General features: G+C 54.8%; 23 protein-coding genes and 3 tRNA genes. 17 read left to right on the plus strand and 9 right to left on the minus strand.

Annotated features, from left to right (window positions below; all coding sequences use genetic code 11):
- The first annotated feature begins 233 nt into the window (after window positions 1-233).
- Together FQK12_RS20085 and bglJ are read left to right on the plus strand one after the other, a co-directional pair.
- On the plus strand, window positions 234-956 hold the full coding sequence (locus tag FQK12_RS20085) for a helix-turn-helix transcriptional regulator (RefSeq protein ID WP_014227819.1): 723 nt from the start codon (window positions 234-236) through the stop codon (window positions 954-956).
- The gene (bglJ, locus tag FQK12_RS20090) at window positions 917-1597 is read left to right on the plus strand and encodes a DNA-binding transcriptional activator BglJ (RefSeq protein ID WP_032692987.1); all 681 of its coding nucleotides are present in this window, start codon (window positions 917-919) and stop codon (window positions 1595-1597) included. Before FQK12_RS20085 ends, bglJ begins: the two co-directional genes overlap by 40 nt.
- A 13-nt stretch (window positions 1598-1610) precedes the next feature.
- On the opposite strand, the gene FQK12_RS20095 is transcribed toward bglJ, so the two are convergent.
- A complete protein-coding gene (locus FQK12_RS20095; RefSeq protein ID WP_014227821.1) occupies window positions 1611-2069 on the minus strand; it encodes a YbaK/EbsC family protein in 459 nt (152 codons plus the stop codon).
- 340 nt (window positions 2070-2409) lie between these two features.
- On the opposite strand from FQK12_RS20095, the gene FQK12_RS20100 reads away from it, so the two are divergent.
- Window positions 2410-3753 (plus strand): PTS sugar transporter subunit IIC, encoded by a 1344-nt coding sequence (locus tag FQK12_RS20100; protein WP_014227822.1) that lies wholly within the window; start codon window positions 2410-2412, stop codon window positions 3751-3753.
- Between the two features lie 46 nt (window positions 3754-3799).
- Here the strand turns inward: FQK12_RS20100 and fhuF are convergent, their stop codons facing one another.
- Both fhuF and FQK12_RS20110 read right to left on the minus strand, forming a co-directional pair.
- On the minus strand, window positions 3800-4588 hold the full coding sequence (gene fhuF, locus FQK12_RS20105) for a siderophore-iron reductase FhuF (RefSeq protein ID WP_014227823.1): 789 nt from the start codon (window positions 4586-4588) through the stop codon (window positions 3800-3802).
- A gap of 108 nt (window positions 4589-4696) precedes the next feature.
- On the minus strand, window positions 4697-5743 hold the full coding sequence (locus FQK12_RS20110) for a GGDEF domain-containing protein (RefSeq protein ID WP_014227824.1): 1047 nt from the start codon (window positions 5741-5743) through the stop codon (window positions 4697-4699).
- A gap of 264 nt (window positions 5744-6007) precedes the next feature.
- Here FQK12_RS20110 and FQK12_RS20115 point away from each other — a divergent pair, with 264 nt between their 5' ends.
- Complete coding sequence (locus FQK12_RS20115) at window positions 6008-6247, plus strand: DUF1435 domain-containing protein (RefSeq protein ID WP_014227825.1); 240 nt, start codon at window positions 6008-6010, stop codon at window positions 6245-6247.
- 19 nt (window positions 6248-6266) lie between these two features.
- On the opposite strand, the gene FQK12_RS20120 is transcribed toward FQK12_RS20115, so the two are convergent.
- The 4 genes from FQK12_RS20120 to rsmC form a co-directional block, all read right to left on the minus strand.
- A tRNA-Leu gene (locus FQK12_RS20120) sits at window positions 6267-6353 on the minus strand.
- Between the two features lie 31 nt (window positions 6354-6384).
- A tRNA-Leu gene (locus tag FQK12_RS20125) sits at window positions 6385-6471 on the minus strand.
- Window positions 6472-6499: 28 nt separating this feature from the next.
- Window positions 6500-6586, minus strand: a tRNA-Leu gene (locus FQK12_RS20130).
- 168 nt (window positions 6587-6754) lie between these two features.
- Window positions 6755-7783 (minus strand): 16S rRNA (guanine(1207)-N(2))-methyltransferase RsmC, encoded by a 1029-nt coding sequence (rsmC, locus tag FQK12_RS20135; RefSeq protein WP_014227826.1) that lies wholly within the window; start codon window positions 7781-7783, stop codon window positions 6755-6757.
- A 158-nt stretch (window positions 7784-7941) separates the two neighbouring features.
- Between rsmC and FQK12_RS20140 the strand changes: the two genes are divergently transcribed.
- The 13 genes from FQK12_RS20140 (at window position 7942) to deoD (ending at window position 20342) form a co-directional block, all read left to right on the plus strand.
- The gene (locus FQK12_RS20140; RefSeq protein WP_014227827.1) at window positions 7942-8355 is read left to right on the plus strand and encodes a DNA polymerase III subunit psi; all 414 of its coding nucleotides are present in this window, start codon (window positions 7942-7944) and stop codon (window positions 8353-8355) included.
- Entirely contained in the window at window positions 8324-8770 is a 447-nt protein-coding gene (rimI, locus tag FQK12_RS20145; RefSeq protein WP_004098383.1) for a ribosomal protein S18-alanine N-acetyltransferase, read from the plus strand. Before FQK12_RS20140 ends, rimI begins: the two co-directional genes overlap by 32 nt.
- 14 nt (window positions 8771-8784) lie before the next feature.
- Window positions 8785-9462 carry a pyrimidine 5'-nucleotidase gene (gene yjjG, locus FQK12_RS20150; RefSeq protein ID WP_004098385.1) on the plus strand — a complete coding sequence of 226 codons (678 nt, stop codon included), beginning with the start codon at window positions 8785-8787 and terminating at the stop codon, window positions 9460-9462.
- A 92-nt stretch (window positions 9463-9554) separates the two neighbouring features.
- The gene (gene prfC, locus FQK12_RS20155; RefSeq protein WP_004098388.1) at window positions 9555-11144 is read left to right on the plus strand and encodes a peptide chain release factor 3; all 1590 of its coding nucleotides are present in this window, start codon (window positions 9555-9557) and stop codon (window positions 11142-11144) included.
- Window positions 11145-11361: 217 nt separating this feature from the next.
- Window positions 11362-11973 carry a molecular chaperone OsmY gene (gene osmY / locus FQK12_RS20160; RefSeq protein WP_014227828.1) on the plus strand — a complete coding sequence of 204 codons (612 nt, stop codon included), beginning with the start codon at window positions 11362-11364 and terminating at the stop codon, window positions 11971-11973.
- A gap of 124 nt (window positions 11974-12097) precedes the next feature.
- On the plus strand, window positions 12098-12259 hold the full coding sequence (locus tag FQK12_RS20165) for a DUF1328 domain-containing protein (protein WP_003856556.1): 162 nt from the start codon (window positions 12098-12100) through the stop codon (window positions 12257-12259).
- A 120-nt stretch (window positions 12260-12379) separates the two neighbouring features.
- A complete protein-coding gene (locus FQK12_RS20170; protein WP_004128693.1) occupies window positions 12380-13453 on the plus strand; it encodes a patatin family protein in 1074 nt (357 codons plus the stop codon).
- Complete coding sequence (locus FQK12_RS20175; RefSeq protein WP_014227829.1) at window positions 13450-14229, plus strand: metal-dependent hydrolase; 780 nt, start codon at window positions 13450-13452, stop codon at window positions 14227-14229. The genes FQK12_RS20170 and FQK12_RS20175 overlap by 4 nt, the downstream gene beginning before the upstream one ends.
- 146 nt (window positions 14230-14375) lie before the next feature.
- Complete coding sequence (locus FQK12_RS20180) at window positions 14376-15653, plus strand: NupC/NupG family nucleoside CNT transporter (protein ID WP_014227830.1); 1278 nt, start codon at window positions 14376-14378, stop codon at window positions 15651-15653.
- A gap of 416 nt (window positions 15654-16069) precedes the next feature.
- The gene (deoC, locus tag FQK12_RS20185; protein ID WP_014227831.1) at window positions 16070-16849 is read left to right on the plus strand and encodes a deoxyribose-phosphate aldolase; all 780 of its coding nucleotides are present in this window, start codon (window positions 16070-16072) and stop codon (window positions 16847-16849) included.
- Window positions 16850-16927: 78 nt separating this feature from the next.
- Window positions 16928-18250, plus strand: a complete 1323-nt coding sequence (deoA, locus tag FQK12_RS20190) for a thymidine phosphorylase (protein ID WP_014227832.1) — start codon at window positions 16928-16930, stop codon at window positions 18248-18250.
- Window positions 18251-18302: 52 nt separating this feature from the next.
- On the plus strand, window positions 18303-19526 hold the full coding sequence (deoB, locus tag FQK12_RS20195; RefSeq protein WP_014227833.1) for a phosphopentomutase: 1224 nt from the start codon (window positions 18303-18305) through the stop codon (window positions 19524-19526).
- 93 nt (window positions 19527-19619) lie between these two features.
- Complete coding sequence (gene deoD / locus FQK12_RS20200) at window positions 19620-20342, plus strand: purine-nucleoside phosphorylase (protein WP_004098401.1); 723 nt, start codon at window positions 19620-19622, stop codon at window positions 20340-20342.
- Between the two features lie 49 nt (window positions 20343-20391).
- Here deoD and lplA read toward each other — a convergent pair whose 3' ends face one another.
- A complete protein-coding gene (gene lplA, locus FQK12_RS20205; RefSeq protein ID WP_014227834.1) occupies window positions 20392-21408 on the minus strand; it encodes a lipoate--protein ligase LplA in 1017 nt (338 codons plus the stop codon).
- 10 nt (window positions 21409-21418) lie between these two features.
- A complete protein-coding gene (locus FQK12_RS20210) occupies window positions 21419-22060 on the minus strand; it encodes a YtjB family periplasmic protein (protein ID WP_014227835.1) in 642 nt (213 codons plus the stop codon).
- Window positions 22061-22155 lie beyond the last annotated feature (95 nt).

Consider the following 22155-nt stretch of genomic DNA (forward strand, 5'->3'; position numbering starts at 1 on the left):
ATGTTAACCATTTCTAATTTATTGATGACAACTACCTGTGTTAATGTTAATCATTGGTATGGATAACAGCAATATGTTACTCCTCATTATTAAGTTGGCTTTAGGGTGCGATATCGCGCACCCGCCAGGGATGATAAATATTCATTTGGGCAAAATAATTACGATGACTATTAAATTATGCATCCAATTGTTTTTCCGCCGGCGGTGAGTCTTCGACAGGAAGCGGAGGGTTTATGTTACCAGGACAAGGTAAGTTCGGCATTATTATCAGCAGAATACCGGTTATGCAGTCCGGCTTAAAAGCCATCGTTGGGGAGCATCTCCCTGATTATGAATTGAGTTTTTGTCGTTCTCAGGATGAGCTAACCCTGCTGCAGCTGCGTCGTGCAGTGTTAGTCATTGCTGACTTGTCCGGTGAAATAGAGCATCCAAGAAATATTTGCGAACATTACTACTCTTTAATGACTCAATACAGGGATATACACTGGGTCTTTATGGTAGGCAACGCCTGTTTTCCGTTAGCTGTTCAATTATTAATGCGTCCTGAAAGTACATTAATTTCGGACAGCGAGCCGGTAAAACGTCTCATTGAGGTTGTGCGCGCGGGTGGACTTGCCGCTGAACGAATTAGCCAGACGTTGTTCTCTCCTGAGGTAGAACGCATCGATGAAGAACCGCAAAAGCTGGTTATTCTGACTCTTTCTGAGCGTAAAGTGTTGAGACTTCTTGCAAAAGGATGGGGAATTAATCAAATTGCTGCTTTATTGAAGAAGAGCAATAAAACCATAAGTGCGCAGAAAAATAGTGCTATGCGCCGCTTATCTTTGCGTAGTAATGCAGAGATGTATGCCTGGATTAATAGTGCACAGGGAATGAAGGAGCTGAATATTTATTCAGCCTATGGAGATCAAACAGAATGGAAAAAGACCTCACAACAAGATATGTCGCTATCGTAGAGAAATGTGCGATGACAGAAGTGGCGCTTCGCCACATATTAATTAATGAAAGTGGTAAGAATTATCGTATTCAGTTCTTTAAAGATACGATGGCGTTAAAACGGGAGTTTCAGGCGAGAGATTTTTCTGCGATTATTTTTTCACTTTCAGGTAACCGCAGATCCCGACTTGAAAGCTTGCTCTTTCTTCATGAGATCGCGCGTTATTGTCCCGACACGCAAAGAATTATCTTAGCTAATGATGAAGCGGAAATGCGTTTGGTCAGCCATCTGACGCCTTCTCGCTTACACGGTATTTTGAATAAATCGGCCTGTCGGCTACAGCTGCAGGAGTGCTTGCTTCAGCTTCTCGAGCGTAGCTATCCGGCGAATGAGAGCTCGTTAAGCCAAAAGCAGAGTATCTATAGCCAACTTTTGAGCCCAACGGAACATACCATCCTGCGATATATGTCTTATGGCTACTCGTTGCCGGAAATAGCGACGCAGCTGGAACGCAATATCAAAACGATTCGGGCCCATAAGTTTAACGCCATGACCAAGCTCGGCGTGAGTTCTGATATGGGACTACTGAGCGCGGCAGACATTCTTATGCGCCTGTCGGCGAATAATGATGATGCCACGGTGATGCGCCTTGCTCAGTAGCCTCAGCGGTCTGTTAAAGACACACGTCAATCCACTTAGCATCAGTCAGCTGCGCCAACCGTTCAGGTGAAATACGAACGGCGCTATATATTGAACCTGCTGCTGGCAGCACTTCCGGGTACTGCCTCAGTGAGATATCGCAGTACACAGCCAGCGGAACTTCCAGGCCAAATGGGCAGACGCCGCCAATGGGGTGTCCCGTCAGCGTAATGACCTCATCGCTGCTTAGCATACGGGCTTTGGCGCCAAAGGCTTCCTTTAGCTTTTTATTATCCAGGCGTGCATCGCCTTTCGCGACAACGAGAACAACCCTTTCTTTTATTTTTAAAGACAGGGTTTTGGCGATTTGCCCGGGTTCAACGTTATGCGCCGCTGCGGCTAACGCTACCGTGGCCGTGCTCTGAGTAAGTTCGATGATTTCGATATCGGGGGCGTGGTCAGTAAAAAACTGCCGCACGGACTGCAGACTCATTGGAATCTCCTGATTAAGGCTTGTTAAAAATCTGTCACAAGCTTCGCAAAGTGTAAATATCCATGGTAGAGAATCAAGATTCTTTTTAATTTCTGGATCTCCTTCACATTCACCGCAACCGGTTACTGTAACCGGTTGCGGTTATTCACGGAGACAGGAATACTGACAAGGTAACTTCCCTGCGTCACCTATAACAAAGAGCCGAAGATGAATCGAACCTGGTTGAGCAGTCGGGCCAGCAGGCTACCCGATTGGGTAACCCTCTCGCCGAAGCGGGTTCATCATAACGGCAAGATAATCGTTGTTGGGCCTGTTCATCTAGCCTGTCAGGAGGGCTGCTATGTCTGCTAACCATGCTGCATTTAATCTGATATTTCGCTTCGTAGAAAATTACATCAGCCCTGTCGCCGGACGCATCTCGTCTCAGCGCCACGTTATGGCAATCCGCGACGGTTTTATCTCCGCCATGCCGTTTATGATTGTCGGCTCTTTTCTGCTGGTATTTGCGTATCCGCCGTTTTCACCGGATACCACATGGGGATTTGCCCGCGCCTGGCTGGATCTGGCAAAAGAGTTTGAAGGGCGAATTCTGACGCCGTTCGATATGACGATGGGCATTATGTCGATCTATATTTGTGCCGCGATCGCCTATAACCTCGGCAAGCATTACGAAAAAACCAATCAGCTCGACCCCTTTATGTGCGCCATGCTGTCGATTATGGCCTTCCTGCTGGTGGCGGCGCCAAAAACGAACGGCAGCCTGCCGGTAGATAGCCTGGGAGGAACGGGCATATTTACGGCGATTCTGGTGGCGGTCTACTGCGTTGAAATGATGCGCTTCCTGAAGGCGCATAATATCGGTATTCGCCTGCCGGATCAGGTGCCGCCGATGATCAAAAACTCGTTTGATCTGTTGATCCCGGTACTGGTTGTCGTCCTGACGCTCTATCCCCTGAGCCTGCTTATTCAGCATCATTTTGATATGCTGATCCCTCAGGCGATTATGGCTATCTTTAAGCCGCTGGTTTCCGCAGCGGACTCCTTACCCGCAATTTTGTTGGCGGTTCTGGTGGGCCACCTGCTGTGGTTTGCGGGGATCCACGGTGCGGCCATTGTTTCCGGCATGCTGCAAATGTTCTGGCTCACTAACCTCGGCATGAACCAGCAGGCCCTGGCTCAGGGGGCTCCGCTGCCGCATATCTTTATGGAAGCGTTCTGGACATTCTTTATTGTGATTGGCGGTTCAGGGGCGACGATGGGGCTGGTATTCTGCTATCTGCGCAGCCGCTCCGCGCATCTGCGTTCGATTGGCCGTCTGAGCGTGGTGCCAAGCCTGTTTAACATCAACGAGCCGGTTATTTTTGGCACCCCTATCGTGATGAACCCGGTATTCTTTATTCCCTTCCTGCTGGCGCCGATGGTTAACGCCGTACTGGCCTGGGCGGCAATGAAGCTGGATCTTATCGGCCGGGTGATTTCGGTTGTACCGTGGACTGCTCCGGCGCCGATTGGCGGCGCGTGGGCGCTGGGGTGGGATTTCCGGGCGGCGATTCTGGTGGTCGTCCTGGCCTGCGTTTCGGCGATTATCTACTTCCCATTCTTCAAGGTGTACGAGAAACAGCTGCTCGCGCAGGAGGCCGAAGAGGCGCAGCGCATGGCGGAAGAGAGTCAGCAAACGGCATAAAAACAAACGGGCGGCTGAATAGCCGCCCGTTTGTTTTCACCATCGATTATTTCAGCGTACAGTCCCCGCACTGCTGTACGTCCGGCAGGCGATAGCGCTGGCAGCAGGTGCGGCGCACGAGCTGCCCTTCACGTAAAACCACCGTACGCCACAGCGGGTTATCCTCACCGCCTGATAGCTGTTTGTTGAAGAAGAAGAGCTGACGCAGCGCGGCCACTTTTTCATCTCCGACCAGGGTTCTCATTTCCCCGAGATACCAGTTAATCAAATAACCCGTATTGCTCCAGATAAGTTTGCCATTGATATCGCCAGTGGCTTCAAGCGCCTGCACCACGGGTTGCAAAGCGGTGGTGACCAGCTTTTCCATCCGGGACTGCGCGGATTCTGCCGGGGAAGTACCTGCTGAATGGATATCAATCCAGAAACAGGCGGCACGGCCTGTTTCATGAAACTCGACGCGAAAATGCTCCGGCGCCAGGCTAACGGCGCGTTCTTCACTCAACAGCGCCAGCATTAAAGGGGGCACCAATAAACCGATGTACCATTGTGCCCAGAGGGATAGCAGCGGTTTTTGCTCACGGGCTTGCCCGGGCTGGTTGCGATAAATATGGTCAGAATACGTCGCGATTAACGAACTCAGCGTCGCGGGCTGCGACCACTCAGCCAGGGTGAGGGCATGATGAGGGGCTTCTTCATTCAGACGGATAAAATCCAGCAAATGCGGACGTAACGCGGTAATTTTGTCCCGTATTGCGTTCGCCAGTTCACGCTCAGCCGAAGGGAGCGGAGCCCGCCAGATGATCTCATTGTTGAATGCGAGTGAACGGTAAGCCATCGGGTGCCAGATACAAATCTAAATGATAATGATTTCTGATACTAATGCCGCGGCACCGGCTTGGCAAGAGATTTGTCCGCGCGGCGACGCCTGCCGCGCGGTAAAGGCCTAGCTGGTGAGAATAATGTTACGTCCCATATTTTTGGCTTCGTAGAGCGCGTTGTCCGCCCGTTTCAGCGCGCTGTCGATATCCGCATCCATCAGCGGCGTCATGCCGATACTGATGGTCACGTTGGTCGCGACGCTTTCATTAAACATATGCGGGATTTTCAGATCGTAGACCCGCTGGCGGATGCGCTCTGCGGCCTGAAGAGCGTTTTCCGCACTGCTGCTGGTCAACAGTACCATAAACTCCTCGCCGCCAAAGCGGGCAACGATGTCACGCGAGCGCACGGCGTTACGAATGGCGGCGGAGACCTGAATCAAAGCCTGGTCGCCCATCATATGCCCGTAGTGGTCGTTGTAGGCTTTGAAATGATCAATGTCCAGCAGCAGAACGTAATGCCCGGCGCCGTCGAGAGAAAGAATGGTGTCCAGCCGGTTTTGTAAGCCCCGGCGATTATACAAACCGGTAAGCGGATCCAACATACTGAGATCGTTAAGGGTATTGCGTTCCTTCAGCAGCTTATCCATGAGCCCCTGCGTGAATACATCGCTGCGTTTCTGAATAAGGCTTTGCAGGGTGATACCGGCAATAGGCAACAGAAAGCACCAGGACATGCGCAGCCATTGTTCTCCTCCGCCAAGAATCAGGCAGATAAGGTATGTGGGTAAAGAGTGCAAAGTAAAGCCAATGATATTGCTGGAAAAAGCAATGGTGCCAATAAATAACACGCTTAATAAGGCGATCACCAGGTAGTTAAAATGCGGCGGCCCCATCACCATTGCTTTTAGCGCAACGTGCCACGCCCAAAGCAGGCCAAATAGCAGAGAAATAACCGGAATATTTATTTTGTGCTGAGAGAATTTACAGTGCCATAGCAGCAGGACCGTGCTGCAGGCAACTATCAGAAAACAGGGTAATGTAAAAGTGATGACGGTAAAGAGCGGGCTGACAAGGGATAAGACGGATGAAACTAAATTAAGCAGTAAAAATAGCCGTAAGGAATACTGATATTTCTGTTCGTAATGGGAGCGCCAGGATTGTGCAGTCATGTCGGAGTTGTCATTATTAATCGTTAAAATTCAATGTGATGTTAGTTTGAAGTGAATAATAAAAAACAGTGCGCAAAATAAGGTTTTTACGAAATAATCAGATAATTTAATATATTATTTTTTTGCCGCTTAATTTATCACCTTCATGAATGTATGTCATTACCACAAACGTAAAGAATAAGGACGCGCTATTTTCCTGGGATGACAAATGATAAAAATTATCATATGATATTGGTTATCATTATCGTTGTAAGAGGCGAAAACATGTTGCAGCGAACTTTAGGGAGTGGGTGGGGCGTGTTGATCCCTGGCGTACTGATTGCCGTCCTCGGGTTTGCCGATTTGTCGGTAGATGCCTGGCGCGGATTGGTGACGCTGGGAATGCTCATGTCAGCGGTGATGATTTGGCACCGTCAGCTAAGGCACTTTGTTCTGCTGCCATCATGCGTGGCGCTGGTCAGTGGGATGATGCTGGTAATAATGAATTTGAAGCTGATGGGATAAAACGGAAGGGTAAGAATATTGGTGCGAGGGGGGGGACTTGAACCCCCACGTCCGTAAGGACACTAACACCTGAAGCTAGCGCGTCTACCAATTCCGCCACCTTCGCACAGTATTCTTAATTTTTGATATCGCCTCGTTGGTGCGAGGGGGGGGACTTGAACCCCCACGTCCGTAAGAACACTAACACCTGAAGCTAGCGCGTCTACCAATTCCGCCACCTTCGCCCAGTGCGAGCAATATCAACGTGGATTATGGTGCGAGGGGGGGGACTTGAACCCCCACGTCCGTAAGGACACTAACACCTGAAGCTAGCGCGTCTACCAATTCCGCCACCTTCGCATACCATCGACACTATGAAAGTATCGTTACCACGGAGGCGCATTCTAGTGGTTTTCAGCTATTCGTCAATAGTTAATTGTATCAGTTGGATTGATTGTTGCAAAAATGGACGGTCAGAGAGGAAAAACATCGGCGACCAGCGTCTGCTGGCGCCGAAAAAACGCGGGATTATTTCTTCGCCTGACGGGTCATCACCGTCCGGTAGACCTTAAAGCGGCCCGTTTGGGCAATCACTTCATGGAAGCCGAAGATCTCATCCAGCACGTTCGGATAGGGCAGGAAGGCGTTAGCGACGATGCGCAGCTCGCCGCCGCTGTTCAAATGACGAACGGCGCCGCGAATCAGCGTTTGCGCGGCCTCCAGGCTGGTCTGTAGACCATCGTGGAAAGGCGGGTTGGAGATAATCATGTCGAAGCGGCCGTTCACTTCAGAGAACACGTTGCTGGCGAACACTTCCCCTTCGATGCCGTTAGCGGCCAGTGTGGCGCGACTGGCTTCAACTGCCGGGGCGCTGACGTCGCACAACGAGAGGCGGACTTTAGGCGAGTGGCTGGCCAGCACGGTTGCCAGCACGCCAGCGCCGCAGCCGACATCAAGCACTTTACCTTTGGTATGCGGCGTCAGCGTGGAAAGCAGCAGCTGGCTACCGACATCCAGGCCATCGCGGCTGAAGACGCCCGGCAGCGTTTTAATCGTCAGATTATCCAGCGAATACTCGCCCCAGTACTGTTCTGCATTGAACGCGGGCTGTTTTTCCAGGCGACCGTGATACAGCCCACAGCGGCGCGCGCTGTCGACTTTGCTCAGCGGCGCATATTCCGCCAGCATCTGCTCGGCGCTGCGTACGCCGCTGCGGTTCTCGCCAACCACGAAAATATCAATACCGGTCGGCAGCAGCGAAAGCAGGTTCATCAGCTGAAACTGCGCTTCCGGTTTGTTCTTTGGCCAGTAGTAAATCAGCGTATCGCAATCGGCGACATCGCCGGCCTCTGCGACCAGGCTATAGCGGGCATTTTCGCCCATCTGGCGGCTCAGTACCTGCCAGTGGTGGAACTGCTGGGTATGGGCGCGGCTGGCGGCCGTGTCCAGACGTGCGGGCAGGTCATCCTGCAGGTCACCGGCAAACAGAACGCGGGCGGACTCGAAATCATCACTGTGGCGCAGCAAGACTTCACTTGCCGGGGTAAAAGCGGACATGAAACACTCCTTCATTAAGACTGGCGCCGATTATACACGTTATCTTTCGGCCTGCCTCTTTGTTGGCGGCGGGATGCGCTCCGACCGCCGCGTAGTTTGTTGGCGCAGATACGACGGATTTGCTATATTGCGCGCTTAATTAACAGGAGTGTTTCGCTATGACATCCCGACGAGACTGGCAATTACAGCAGCTGGGCATCACCCAGTGGTCGCTACGTCGTCCTGGGGCGTTACAGGGTGAAATCGCTATCTCGCTTCCTGGACACATTCGTCTGGTGATGGTGGCGGAAGAACCGCCATCGCTGACCGAACCGCTTATCAGCGATATTCTGCGCGCGCTGGCCCTGATGCCGGAGCAGGTGATGCAGCTGACGCCTGAACGCGTTGCGATGCTGCCTCAGGACGCACGCTGTAATAGCTGGCGGCTCGGCACCGACGCGCCGCTGCTGCTGGCGGGCGCACAGCTTTCCACGCCCGCATTCGATGAACTTCAGACCAGCACGCCTGCTCGCATGGCGCTCTGGCAACAGATTTGCGCACATGAACACGATTTCTACCCTCAATCCGGCTGATTTGCCCCGCGCCTGGCAAATTGAAACGCGCGCCCACGCTTTTCCGTGGAGCGAACAGACGTTTGCCAGTAATCAGGGCGAGCGCTATCTGAATCTTCAACTGTCCGTGGACGGCGTGATGGCGGCCTTTGCCATTACGCAAATCGTGCTCGACGAAGCGACGCTGTTCAATATTGCCGTCGACCCCGCTTTCCAGCGTCGCGGTCTGGGCAGGGCGCTGCTGGAACGGGTGATTGATGAAGTTGAAAAACGCGGCGTCGTCACGCTGTGGCTGGAGGTGCGCGCGTCTAACGTCGCCGCCATCGCGCTCTATGAAAGCTTAGGCTTTAACGAGGCGACGATTCGCCGCAACTATTACCCCACGGTCGACGGACGTGAGGACGCCATCATAATGGCACTGCCAATCAGTATGTAAGACAAGGTGATACGATGAAGTGGGACTGGATTTTCTTTGATGCCGACGAAACGTTATTTACGTTTGACTCATTTAGCGGCCTACAGCGGATGTTTCTCGACTATAGCGTGACGTTCTCCGCAGAGGATTTTCAGGACTACCAGGCCGTGAATAAGCCGCTATGGGTGGATTATCAAAACGGCGCCATTACCTCTCTTCAGCTGCAGCATCAGCGCTTTGACGGTTGGGCGGAACGCCTGAACGTCCCTCCCGGCGAGCTGAACGCCGCGTTTATGAACGCGATGGCGGAGATCTGCTCGCCGCTGCCGGGGGCGGTATCGCTGCTTGATTCGCTGCAGGGGAAGGTAAAAATGGGCATCATCACCAACGGTTTTACCTCACTGCAGCAGACGCGTCTTGAACGTACCGGACTGCGCGATCACTTTGATTTGCTCATTATTTCCGAAGAGGTTGGGGTGGCTAAGCCGGATGCGCGTATTTTCGACTATGCGCTGGCGCAGGCGGGCAATCCCGATCGTTCGCGGGTGCTGATGGTTGGCGATACGGCGGAATCGGATATTCGCGGCGGCGTGAATGCCGGCCTGGCGACCTGCTGGTTCAACCCCCATCAGCGCGAACTGCCCGCGGACCTCCGCGCGGACTGGACGGTCACCTCTTTAAGCGAACTGGAGCAACTCCTGTGTAAACACTGATTGCCTCCCCCCCATTGATGGGTAAAATAGCCGCAATTTTTTCGTATTCAACATGCGCGGCGCGTTGCCGCGTTTACTAAGAAGATTGAATTATGACGTTGTCTCCTTATTTGCAGGAGGTGGCCAAGCGCCGCACTTTTGCCATTATTTCTCACCCGGATGCCGGTAAAACGACCATTACTGAAAAGGTACTGTTATTCGGACAGGCTATTCAGACCGCCGGAACGGTGAAAGGTCGCGGCTCCAGCCAGCATGCGAAATCTGACTGGATGGAGATGGAAAAGCAGCGCGGTATCTCCATCACCACGTCCGTGATGCAGTTCCCGTATCACGACTGCCTGGTTAACCTGCTGGATACCCCGGGCCACGAAGACTTCTCCGAGGATACCTACCGTACCCTGACGGCGGTGGACTGCTGCCTGATGGTTATCGATGCCGCGAAAGGCGTCGAGGATCGTACCCGTAAGCTGATGGAAGTCACCCGTCTGCGCGATACGCCGATCCTGACGTTCATGAACAAACTCGACCGCGACATTCGCGATCCGATGGAGCTGCTGGATGAAGTGGAAAACGAGCTGAAAATCGGCTGTGCGCCGATCACCTGGCCGATTGGCTGCGGCAAACTGTTCAAGGGCGTTTACCATCTTTATAAAGATGAAACCTACCTGTATCAGACCGGTAAAGGCCACACCATCCAGGAAGTGCGCATCGTGAAGGGGCTGGATAACCCGGAGCTTGATGCCGCGGTGGGTGAAGACCTGGCGCAGCAGCTGCGCGATGAGCTGGAGCTGGTGCAGGGCGCGTCTAACGAATTCGATAAAGAGCTGTTCCTGGCGGGCGAAATTACGCCGGTATTCTTCGGCACCGCGCTGGGTAACTTTGGCGTCGATCATATGCTGGACGGTTTAGTGGAGTGGGCGCCCGCGCCGATGCCGCGCAAAACCGACACCCGCACCGTGGAGGCCGCGGAGGAGAAGTTCACCGGCTTCGTCTTTAAAATTCAGGCCAACATGGACCCGAAACACCGCGACCGCGTGGCCTTTATGCGCGTGGTTTCCGGTAAGTACGAGAAGGGTATGAAGATGCGCCAGGTGCGTATCGGCAAGGACGTGGTGATCTCCGACGCGCTGACCTTTATGGCCGGCGACCGTTCGCATGTGGAAGAGGCGTATCCGGGCGATATCCTGGGTCTGCATAACCACGGCACCATTCAGATTGGCGATACCTTCACCCAGGGTGAAATGATGAAGTTCACCGGTATCCCGAACTTCGCCCCGGAACTGTTCCGCCGCATTCGCCTGAAAGATCCGCTCAAGCAGAAACAGCTGCTGAAAGGGCTGGTTCAGCTCTCTGAAGAGGGAGCGGTGCAGGTGTTCCGTCCGATCGCCAATAACGATCTGATCGTTGGCGCGGTGGGTGTGCTGCAGTTTGATGTGGTTGTTGCTCGCCTGAAGAGCGAGTACAACGTTGAGGCGATTTACGAGTCCGTCAACGTCGCGACCGCACGCTGGGTGGAATGCAGCGACGCGAAGAAATTCGAAGAGTTTAAGCGTAAGAACGAAATTCAGCTGGCGCTGGATGGCGGCGATAACCTGACTTATATCGCCCCGACCATGGTTAACCTGAACCTGACGCAGGAACGTTACCCTGACGTCCAGTTCCGTAAAACCCGCGAGCACTAATCCTCTCCGGAGCGCGGTTTTCGCCGCGCTCCACGCCATTTTCCCCTCGGATTGCCCTTTCTGGAAAGTTCTTAATTCTTACCGTTTTGCGCGCTTTTTTACCCGTTAATGCCGCACTCTTCCGCGTATCTACTACATTTAATAAGTAATTTTTGGAATCCTGGCTTAATAGACTACTTATTTTGCTTTACCTGCTTAGATATAACGAGGAACAACGATGACAAAACTTAAGAGCGGCAAGACACTCCTGGCCCTCTTCCTGGGCTCAGCAATAATCAGCGCTTCGGCGTATGCGGAAAACTCGACCGCAGATAGCGCAAAATCTGCAGCAAGCAATGCCGGGCAAGCCGTCGATAATTCGATGAACAAAGTCGGGAATTTTATGGACGACAGCACCATCACCGCCAGGGTGAAAGCGGCGCTGATCGATCATAAAGATATTCGCAGCACCGATATCTCTGTGAAAACTGAAAACAAAGTCGTCACGTTAAGCGGTACGGTTGACAGTTCAGAGCAGCATAAGCAGGCGCTTAGCGTAGCGAAAGCGGTTGAAGGCGTGACCTCCGTTAACGACAAGCTTAGCGTACAGAACGAAAAATCTGCTTCGCTGAAGGGCTACGCCGGCGACACGGCGGTGACCAGCGAGATCAAAGCGAAATTACTGGCTGACGATATCGTTCCGTCGCGTAACGTGAAGGTGGAGACCACCGATGGCGTTGTACATTTATCCGGTACGGTAGAGTCCAGTAAGCAGTCGGAGCGGGCGGAAGGTATTGCGAAAGCCGTTTCCGGCGTCAAAAGCGTGAAGAATGACCTTAGCGTCAAATAAATCTATTCACTAAAAAAATTTATTCTGCGGTCTTTCCGCAGGATGTGTAGCACCACAGGGTTGTGTATGCGCGGCCTGAGTGCGCAGAAAATCGACCGTCATTAACTATGGTAAGGAGAGACGTATGTTTAGATGGGGCATTATTTTTCTGGTGATCGCGTTAATTGCCGCCGCTCTGGGCTTTGGTGGCCTGGCGGGTACCGCTGCCTGGGCTGCGAAAATTGTCTTCGTTGTCGGTATTATCCTGTTCCTGGTCAGCCTGTTCACCGGCCGTCGGCGTCCCTAGACGTTAACGCGTGAAATACCGTCTTACATAAAGCCAGTCAATGTGACTGGCTTTCTCAGTTTCAGGGCGTTAAAAATTGCGTTACCTTTGTTTTTATAATAAGCCAGACAGGAAAGCAGGGTGGGGCAGCGAATTCCCGTTACGTTGGGCAACATTACGCCGTTATCTGTTAAACCCTTCCAGCCGGGCAGGCTCGCACTGGTGTGCGAAGGCGGGGGGCAGAGAGGGATTTTTACCGCCGGGGTACTGGACGAATTTATGCGCGCGGGATTCAACCCGTTTGACATGATGTTCGGTACCTCTGCCGGGGCGCAAAATCTCTCGGCCTATCTGTGCAACCAGCCCGGCTATGCCCGCAAAGTGATCACCCGCTACACCACCGCCCGCGAGTTTTTCGACCCGATGCGTTTTGTGCGCGGCGGGAATCTTATCGATCTTGACTGGCTGGTCGACACCACCTCGAAAAAGATGCCGCTGGCGATGGCCTATGCTGAAGATTGTTTTGCTCAGGGAAAAGAGTTCTGGATGTGCGCCTGTCGCGGCGATGATTACACGCCAAACTACTTTTCCCCCACTCAGCAGACCTGGCTTGACCTGATTCGCGCCTCCAGCGCCATTCCCGGTTTTTACCGCAGCGGCGTGCTGCTGGATGGCGTGAGCTATCTTGACGGCGGCGTCAGCGATGCGATCCCCGTACAGGAAGCGGCCCGTCGAGGGGCGCAAACCATCGTGGTGATCCGCACCGTTCCGTCCCAGATGTACTACACGCCGCAGTGGTTTAAACGGATGGAGCGCTGGCTTGGCGAAAGTAGTCTGCAGCCGTTTGTGAATCTGGTGCAGCATCACGAAACCACCTATCGCTCCACGCAAGAGTTCATTGAAAAACCGCCGGGTAAGCTGAGAATTCTGGAAATTTATCCGCAGAAACCGTTGAAGAGTATGGCGTTAGGCAGCCGTCTTCCGGCGTTGCTGGAGGACTACAAGACCGGACGCCAGTGCGGGCGCTACTTTCTCGCTACCGTCGGTAAACTGCTGGCCGACAGACCGCCGCTGCTGCGCCATGCGCCGCGTATTGCGGTACCGAAAACGGTCGTTATTCCGCCAGCGCCGGTGGCCAATGAGATCCCTCAGGCGCCGGTCATCGCGGCGGTGCAGGCCAATGATGCCAGCTTTGAAAATGAGGACCTGGCGTGACCCTACGATTTATTGATACCCACTGCCATTTCGATTTTCCCCCTTTCACCGGCGACGAAAGCGCCAGCATTGCCCGGGCGGCGGAGGCTGGCGTGACGCAGATCGTGGTACCTGCGACAGAAGCGGTTAACTTCGCCCGCGTGTTAGCGCTGGCGGAGAAATATGATGCGCTCTACGCCGCCTTAGGCCTCCACCCGATAGCGATTGAACGGCATAGCGCAGAGAGTCTTGAACGGCTTGAAGCCTGCCTGGCGAAACGCGACGCTAAGCTGGTCGCGGTTGGGGAGATCGGTCTCGATCTCTATCGGGAAGATCCGCAGTTTGCACGTCAGGTTTCTGTATTTGAGGCGCAGATGCGGCTGGCGAAACGCTACGATTTGCCGGCGATCCTCCACTCCAGACGCACTCACGACAAGCTGGCGATGCTGCTGAAAAAGCACGCTTTACCGCGAACCGGCGTAGTGCACGGTTTTGCCGGTAGCCTTCAGCAGGCGGAGCGGTTTGTGCAGCTGGGCTACAAGATTGGCGTTGGCGGCACCATTACCTATCCGCGCGCCAGTAAGACCCGCGGTGTGATCGCGCAGCTGCCGCTTTCGGCGCTGCTGCTGGAGACCGATGCGCCGGATATGCCGTTGAACGGTTTCCAGGGGCAGCCGAACAGGCCGGAACGGGCGGCTCGCGTCTTCTCCACCTTATGTGAGCTACGCTCTGAGCCCGCGGAAGAGATAGCGAATACCCTGATTGATAATACAAATGCGCTTTTTGCGCTTCCGTAGCGCTTTGCTGAGTGACCTGTGTCTCATTCCTGCCTTTTTATCTCATTGTTTTGCTTAAAATGTGTGAGCTGAAATGAGCATGATGGTTTCATGCCGTTATAATCGCGGGGTTTTAAGGCTGAACTCTCAATACACAGGGACTCTGTATGCAAATTATCATGGGACTTGTCGGCATGGTGGTGCTGTTAGCCATCGCTGTGCTCCTCTCCAGTAATCGAAAAGCCATCAACCTGCGTACCGTCCTCGGCGCCTGGATTATCCAGGTGGGGATCGGCGCGTTAATTCTCTACGTGCCGGCCGGGCGCACCGCGCTGCTGGCCATGTCGAACGGCGTTGCCAACGTGATTGCTTACGGCAATGAAGGGATCGGCTTTATCTTTGGCGGGCTGGTTTCCGACAAGATGTTTGAAGTCTTCGGCGGCGGCGGGTTTGTTTTTGCCCTGCGCGTCCTGCCGGTCATCGTCTTCTTCTCATCGCTGATCGCCGTGCTTTATTACCTCGGCATCATGCAGTTTGTTATCCGCATTCTCGGCGGGGCGCTGCGCGCGGTACTGAAAACCTCGCGCACGGAATCGCTCTCTGCCACGGCGAACATCTTCGTTGGCCAGACCGAAGCGCCGCTGGTGGTGCGTCCATATATCGCCACCATGACCCGTTCCGAGCTCTTCGCGGTGATGTGCGGGGGCCTGGCCTCGGTTGCGGGCTCCGTTCTGGCCGGTTACGCGCAGATGGGCGTACCGCTGGAATACCTGATTGCCGCTTCGTTTATGGCGGCGCCGGGCGGCCTGCTGTTCGCGAAGATTATCGTGCCGGAAACCGAGCAGCCCCGGGACAACCCGGCGATGGAAAAAAACGACGCCGATCCGCAGGCGCCGGCGAACGTGCTGGATGCCGCCGCGTCCGGCGCGGCTTCCGGGATGCAGCTGGCGCTTAACGTCGGGGCGATGCTGCTGGCGTTTATCGCGCTGATTGCCCTGGTTAACGGTATTCTCTCCGGCGTGGGCGGCTGGTTTAACCATCCGGATCTGTCGCTGCAAATGATCCTCGGCTGGGTCTTCTCGCCGCTGGCGTGGGTGATTGGCGTTCCGTGGAATGAGGCCACCGTTGCCGGCTCGTTTATCGGCCAGAAGCTGATTATCAACGAGTTTGTGGCCTACATGAATTTCGGTGAATACCTGAAAGCCGACGCCGAGGTCGCAGCCGCCGGTTTGCAGGTGATTTCAACCCACACCAAGGCCATCATCTCGTTTGCCCTGTGCGGTTTTGCCAATCTGTCATCCATTGCGATTCTGATTGGCGGACTGGGCGGCATGGCGCCTAATCGCCGCCAGGAAATTGCCCAGCTGGGCATGCGGGCCGTGGCGGCGGGGACGCTGTCTAATCTGATGAGCGCCACGATAGCGGGCGTCTTCCTCGCGCTATAGCGCCGTCGTTAATCACGACCCTACCCCGCGGCACCGCCGCCGCGGGGAACTCTCCTCTGCGTGTTAAAATCCTATCATTTAATAATTATCTGTTTATCAATCACTCATGATGCATCTGGCATTTTTTCGCACAAAATGTCCGCGCTGATATCGAGGTTTACCGCGTGGGTATGTTACAATAATAACATTGCCTCGATGCTGAGATTCCTGATTATGCTTAAAGAGAGTCTGGCCTTCGGGGGGCATGCACAGGGATTTATTATGTGATTCATATCACTCTACAGTAATGCAAATTAGTAATTAGTTTTCATTAACTGTGATGTATATCGAAGTGTAACGGCGAGGGGATGTTACAATAGTAACAGACTCGCAAGGTGAACAAACTTTAATACGGCAATACGCCGTCGGAGTATGAAATGACTGATTTAACGGCAAGCAGCCTGCGCGCGTTGAAATTGATGGACCTGACCACCCTGAACGATGACGACACCAATGAAAAAGTGATCGCGCTGTGCCACCAGGCCAAAACACCGGTAGGGAATACTGCCGCAGTATGCATCTACCCGCGCTTTATCCCGATCGCGCGTAAAACGCTGAACGAGCAGGGTACCCCGGATATCCGGATCGCGACGGTGACCAATTTCCCGCACGGTAACGATGATATTGCTATTGCGCTGGCGGAAACCCGCGCGGCGATAGCTTACGGCGCAGACGAAGTTGACGTCGTATTCCCTTACCGCGCGCTGATGGCCGGCAACGAACAGGTGGGTTTTGACCTGGTGAAAGCCTGTAAAGAAGCCTGCGCGGCGGCAAACGTGCTGCTGAAAGTGATTATCGAAACCGGTGAGCTGAAAGAAGAAGCGCTGATTCGTAAAGCATCTGAAATCGCCATCAAAGCCGGTGCCGATTTTATCAAAACGTCTACCGGTAAAGTTCCGGTCAATGCGACCCCGGAAAGCGCGCGCATCATGCTGGAAGTCATCCGCGATATGGGCGTTCAGCAGAGCGTCGGCTTCAAACCGGCGGGCGGCGTGCGTAGCGCAGAAGACGCGCAAAAGTTCCTCGCTATTGCCGATGAACTGTTCGGTGCCGACTGGGCCGACTCTCGTCACTACCGCTTTGGCGCTTCCAGCCTGCTGGCAAGCCTGCTGAAAGCGCTGGGTCACGGCGATGGTAAGAGCGCCAGCAGCTACTAATACGTAATTTGCCTGACCTCAAGGCCGGATGCTGTCCGGCCTGTGGTTGGTCTTTGACTCTTTCCTCGGGAGGTTATCTTGTTTCTCGCACAAGAAATTATTCGTAAAAAACGTGATGGTCATGCGCTGAGCGATGAAGAGATTCGTTTTTTCATCAACGGCATCCGCGACAACACCATCTCAGAAGGGCAGATCGCCGCGCTGGCGATGACCATTTTTTTCCACGATATGTCTATGCCGGAACGCGTTTCGCTGACCATGGCGATGCGGGATTCAGGGACCGTTCTCGACTGGAAGAGTCTTAACCTCAATGGCCCGATCGTCGATAAACACTCTACCGGCGGCGTAGGCGATGTGACCTCGCTGATGCTGGGGCCGATGGTCGCGGCCTGCGGCGGCTATGTCCCGATGATCTCGGGGCGCGGTCTCGGGCACACCGGCGGTACGCTCGACAAGCTGGAAGCGATTCCTGGGTTCGATATTTTCCCGGACGATAGCCGCTTCCGTGAAATCATTAAAGATGTCGGCGTCGCGATTATCGGGCAGACCAGCTCTCTGGCACCGGCGGACAAACGTTTTTACGCCACGCGCGATATCACCGCAACGGTGGACTCTATCCCGCTGATCACCGCCTCCATTCTCGCCAAGAAGCTGGCGGAAGGCCTGGACGCGCTGGTGATGGATGTCAAAGTCGGCAGCGGCGCCTTTATGCCTACTTATGAGCTTTCCGCCGCGCTGGCCGAAGCGATCGTCGGGGTATCCAACGGCGCCGGCGTGCGGACGACCGCGCTGTTAACCGATATGAACCAGGTGCTGGCTTCCAGCGCCGGTAATGCGGTGGAAGTGCGTGAAGCCGTGCAGTTCCTCACCGGCGAGTACCGCAATCCGCGGCTGCTTGAGGTGACGATGGCGCTGTGCGTCGAGATGCTGATTTCCGGCAAGCTGGCGCAGAATGACGCCGACGCGCGGGCGAAGCTACAGGCGGTGCTGGATAACGGTAAAGCCGCAGAAGTCTTCGGCCGGATGGTGGCGGCGCAAAAAGGGCCGAACGACTTCGTGGAAAACTACGATAAGTATCTGCCGGCCGCGATGCTGAGCAAAGCCGTCTATGCCGAAGGCGAAGGGTTTGTCGCCGAAATGGACACCCGCGCGCTGGGCATGGCGGTGGTGTCAATGGGCGGCGGTCGCCGTCAGGCATCGGATCTGATTGATTACAGCGTCGGTTTCACCGACGTGGTTCGCCTCGGCGCGCGTATCGACGCGCAGCAGCCGCTGGCGGTTATCCATGCTAAAGATGAAAACAGCTGGCAGGAAGCGGCCAAAGCCGTGAAAGCGGCCATTAAACTTGACGATAAAGCGCCTGAAATGACGCCGACGGTCTATCGTCGTATCACCGAATAGTTATATACTGATCTGATCGCTTTTTTGCAGCGCAAAAGGTACGGAGAATAATATGAAACGTGCATTTATTATGGTGCTGGACTCATTCGGCATCGGTGCGACTGAAGACGCCGATCGCTTTGGCGACGTCGGTTCAGACACCATGGGCCATATTGCAGAAGCCTGTGCCAAAGGCGAGGCTGACAACGGCCGCAATGGCCCGCTCAATCTACCGAATCTGACCCGTCTGGGGCTGGTTAAAGCCCATGAGGGTTCTACCGGTAAAATTGCCGCCGGTATGGACGGCAGCGCGGACGTTATCGGCGCCTACGCATGGGCGCATGAGCTCTCTTCCGGTAAAGACACCCCGTCAGGCCACTGGGAAATCGCCGGCGTGCCGGTTCTGTTTGACTGGGGCTACTTCCCCGAGCATGAAAACAGCTTCCCGCAGGAACTTCTGGATAAACTGGTTAAGCGCGCAAACCTGCCGGGCTACCTCGGCAACTGCCACTCTTCCGGTACCGTTATCCTCGACCAGCTGGGCGAAGAGCATATGAAAACCGGCAAGCCGATTTTCTATACCTCCGCTGACTCGGTATTCCAGATTGCCTGTCATGAAGAGACCTTTGGTCTCGATAAGCTGTACGAGCTGTGTGAAATCGCGCGTGAAGAGCTGACCGAAGGCGGCTACAACATCGGTCGCGTTATCGCGCGTCCGTTTATCGGCGACAAAGCCGGCAACTTCCAGCGCACCGGTAACCGCCACGATTTGGCCGTTGAGCCGCCGGCGCCGACGGTGCTGCAGAAGCTGGTCGACGAGAAAAAGGGCCAGGTTGTATCGGTGGGTAAAATCGCCGATATCTACGCCAACTGCGGTATTACCAAAAAGGTGAAGGCGACCGGCCTGGATGCGCTGTTTGACGCCACCATCAAAGAGATGAAAGAAGCGGGAGACGAGACCATCGTCTTCACCAACTTCGTGGACTTCGACTCTTCCTGGGGCCACCGCCGCGACGTTGCAGGCTATGCCGCAGGGTTGGAGCTGTTCGATCGCCGTCTGCCGGAGCTGATGGAACTGGTCGGGGAAGATGACATTCTGATCCTGACCGCCGACCACGGCTGCGACCCGACCTGGACCGGTACCGACCATACCCGCGAGCACATTCCGGTGCTGATCTATGGCCCGAAAGTGAAGCCGGGTTCTCTGGGTCACCGCGAAACCTTCGCCGATATCGGCCAGACCCTGGCAACGTACTTCGGTACGTCTCCGATGGAATACGGCAAAAACATGCTGTGATTATTTGCCCGGTGAGCCTCGCTCGCCGGGCCTTTTTTGTCGACCTGATTAGGCATAGCCGCCATCAGGTAAAACATTCAGAAGGATTTAACGATGGCTACTCCACACATTAACGCAGAAATGGGCGATTTCGCTGACGTTGTGCTGATGCCTGGTGACCCGCTGCGCGCGAAGCACATTGCAGAAACGTTCCTTGAAGATGTCCGCGAAGTGAATAACGTGCGCGGTATGCTGGGCTTCACCGGTACCTACAAAGGCCGCAAAATTTCCGTGATGGGTCACGGCATGGGGATCCCGTCCTGCTCCATTTACGCAAAAGAGCTGATCACCGACTTCGGCGTCAAAAAAATCATTCGCGTCGGCTCCTGCGGTGCCGTGCGTATGGACGTTAAGCTGCGCGACGTGGTTATCGGCATGGGTGCCTGCACCGACTCTAAAGTTAACCGTATGCGTTTTAAGGACCACGACTTTGCGGCGATTGCCGACTTTGGCATGGTGCGTAACGCGGTTGACGCGGCAAAAGCGCTGGGCGTTGACGCTCGCGTGGGCAACATTTTCTCTGCTGACCTGTTCTATGCGCCGGACGGCGGCGAAATGTTCGACGTGATGGAAAAATACGGCATCCTGGGCGTGGAAATGGAAGCGGCTGGCATCTACGGCGTCGCGGCGGAATTTGGTGCCAAAGCGCTGACCATCTGCACGGTCTCCGACCACATCCGTACCCACGAGCAGACCAGCTCCGCTGAACGTCAGACGACCTTCAACGACATGATTAAAATCGCGCTGGAATCCGTTCTGCTGGGCGATAAAGAATAATCATCTCTTCGGCCCTCTCCCATAGGGAGAGGGCCGGGGTGACCGCACGTTAGCGTACCGCGCCGGCAATCCATGCCGAGAGCTCCCGCAGCGCTTTCTCCTGCTCCGGAAAATCCACGAGTAATGCATCGCACTCCTGCTGCAGCATATCCGCGCGGTAGAGGCATCCCTGTAGCCTGGCGGCCAGCGCTTCCAGCGGCGCCGGGTTGAGGCTGTCGGTAAAAATCTGCGTACGCGTGATATGGCCTTTTTCGACGTCGAAATGGAGCTCTACGCCGCCCCAGGTAAAACGTTCATCCAGCAGATGGCTGAAGGCCGGAGCCTGGCCAAAGTTCCACTCCCAGCTGCTCTGGCGGGCAAAGGTCGCGGCAAAATTCGGCAGGTCCGGCATTTTCTCCGGAGAGATCACTTCGGCCTCCACGCGCTCGCCGTAATGGGCGAAGAACGCCTCCTGAATCGCTTCGCAAACCTGCTGATGGGTAATGCCCGGCAGCAGCTCGACCAGATTGGCTACCCGTCCGCGCACGGAGGTAATGCCTTTGGCCTGCAGCTTCTTCTTATCGGGATTGAGGTAGTTGGCCAGGCGGCTTAAATCGGCGTTCAGCAGCAGCGTACCGTGGTGAAAGCCGCGATCCATCGTTTCGCGATAGGCGGAACCGGAGACCTTGCGGTCGCCTTCGGCGGTTTTGACCACCAGATCGTTGCGGCCCGAGGCTTCCGCCGCTACGCCCAGCGCATTCAGCGCCGTCAGCACGATATTTGTGGAAACGGTTTTATCGTACTCCGGTTTGCCGGCCATAAAGGTAAAGCAGGTATTGCCCAGATCGTGGAATACCGCGCCGCCGCCGCTGCTGCGACGGGCCAGGCGCACGTTATCTTCTTCCATACGTCGGGTGTTGCACTCTTTCCACGGGTTCTGCGCGCGGCCAATGACCACCGTATCGGCATTGCGCCACAGAAACAGCACCCGTTGAGTCGCGGGCATCTGGCGAAAAATAGACTCCTCAACCGCCAGATTGAACCAGGGGTCGTAAGAGTCGGAGAGCAGCAGGCGCAGCGTGGACATGGCGATTTCCTTATTCTGATTCATCTTTATCTTCATCCTGCACCGGCTTATTGGCGGTGAGCAGGAAAGGCGATTGCTGCCAGCGGGTACGTTTACCCTGCAGCAGGGTGCGCGTCAGGACGACGCCGATGGCCAGAGATAGCAGCAGCATCAGACGCAGGATATTGGTGGTATTATCGACCTGCTGAGCTTCGGTGGCCAGGGTATGGGTATCCAGCGTCAGGCGCAGGTAGCCGAGCGGGCCGTTTTTACCCTGAACAGGTTCGACGATTTGCTGGTTGAAGTAGCCGCCGGCTTTTTTACCGTCCAGCGCCAGCCGATCGCGTACCTCGACGCTTTCGCCGGAACGCGCCACCAGGTCGCCCTGTTCGTCATATACGCCGGCGTCGAGGATCCGGCTTTTATGGGTAAGCTGATCCAGCAGCTGGCTAATCCGCTTTTCGTCGGGCGTTTCGCTACGCATCAGCGGCGCCAGGTTGAGCGTGACCTGCTGGGCGAGCGTGCGGGCCAGCTCTTCCAGCTGCGGATTGCGCTGCTTCTGGCTGTTCTGGCTGAACCATGAGGCCCCCTGCATCAGGGCGACGAGGAGCGCGAGACAGATCAGAACAATCACCGCGCGATGCAGCCGGAATTTAAGTTTTGCGCGTACCATATTCCACCTTTGAAAATTTGCAGCTTAATGTTGCCAGAAGCGCTGGTTACAAGGTAGCCTCATGCGTTATTTTCCTCGCCTGAATGAAGTTATGT

The organism is Klebsiella sp. ME-303, from assembly GCF_007910085.1.
Classification (GTDB): domain Bacteria; phylum Pseudomonadota; class Gammaproteobacteria; order Enterobacterales; family Enterobacteriaceae; genus Klebsiella; species Klebsiella michiganensis.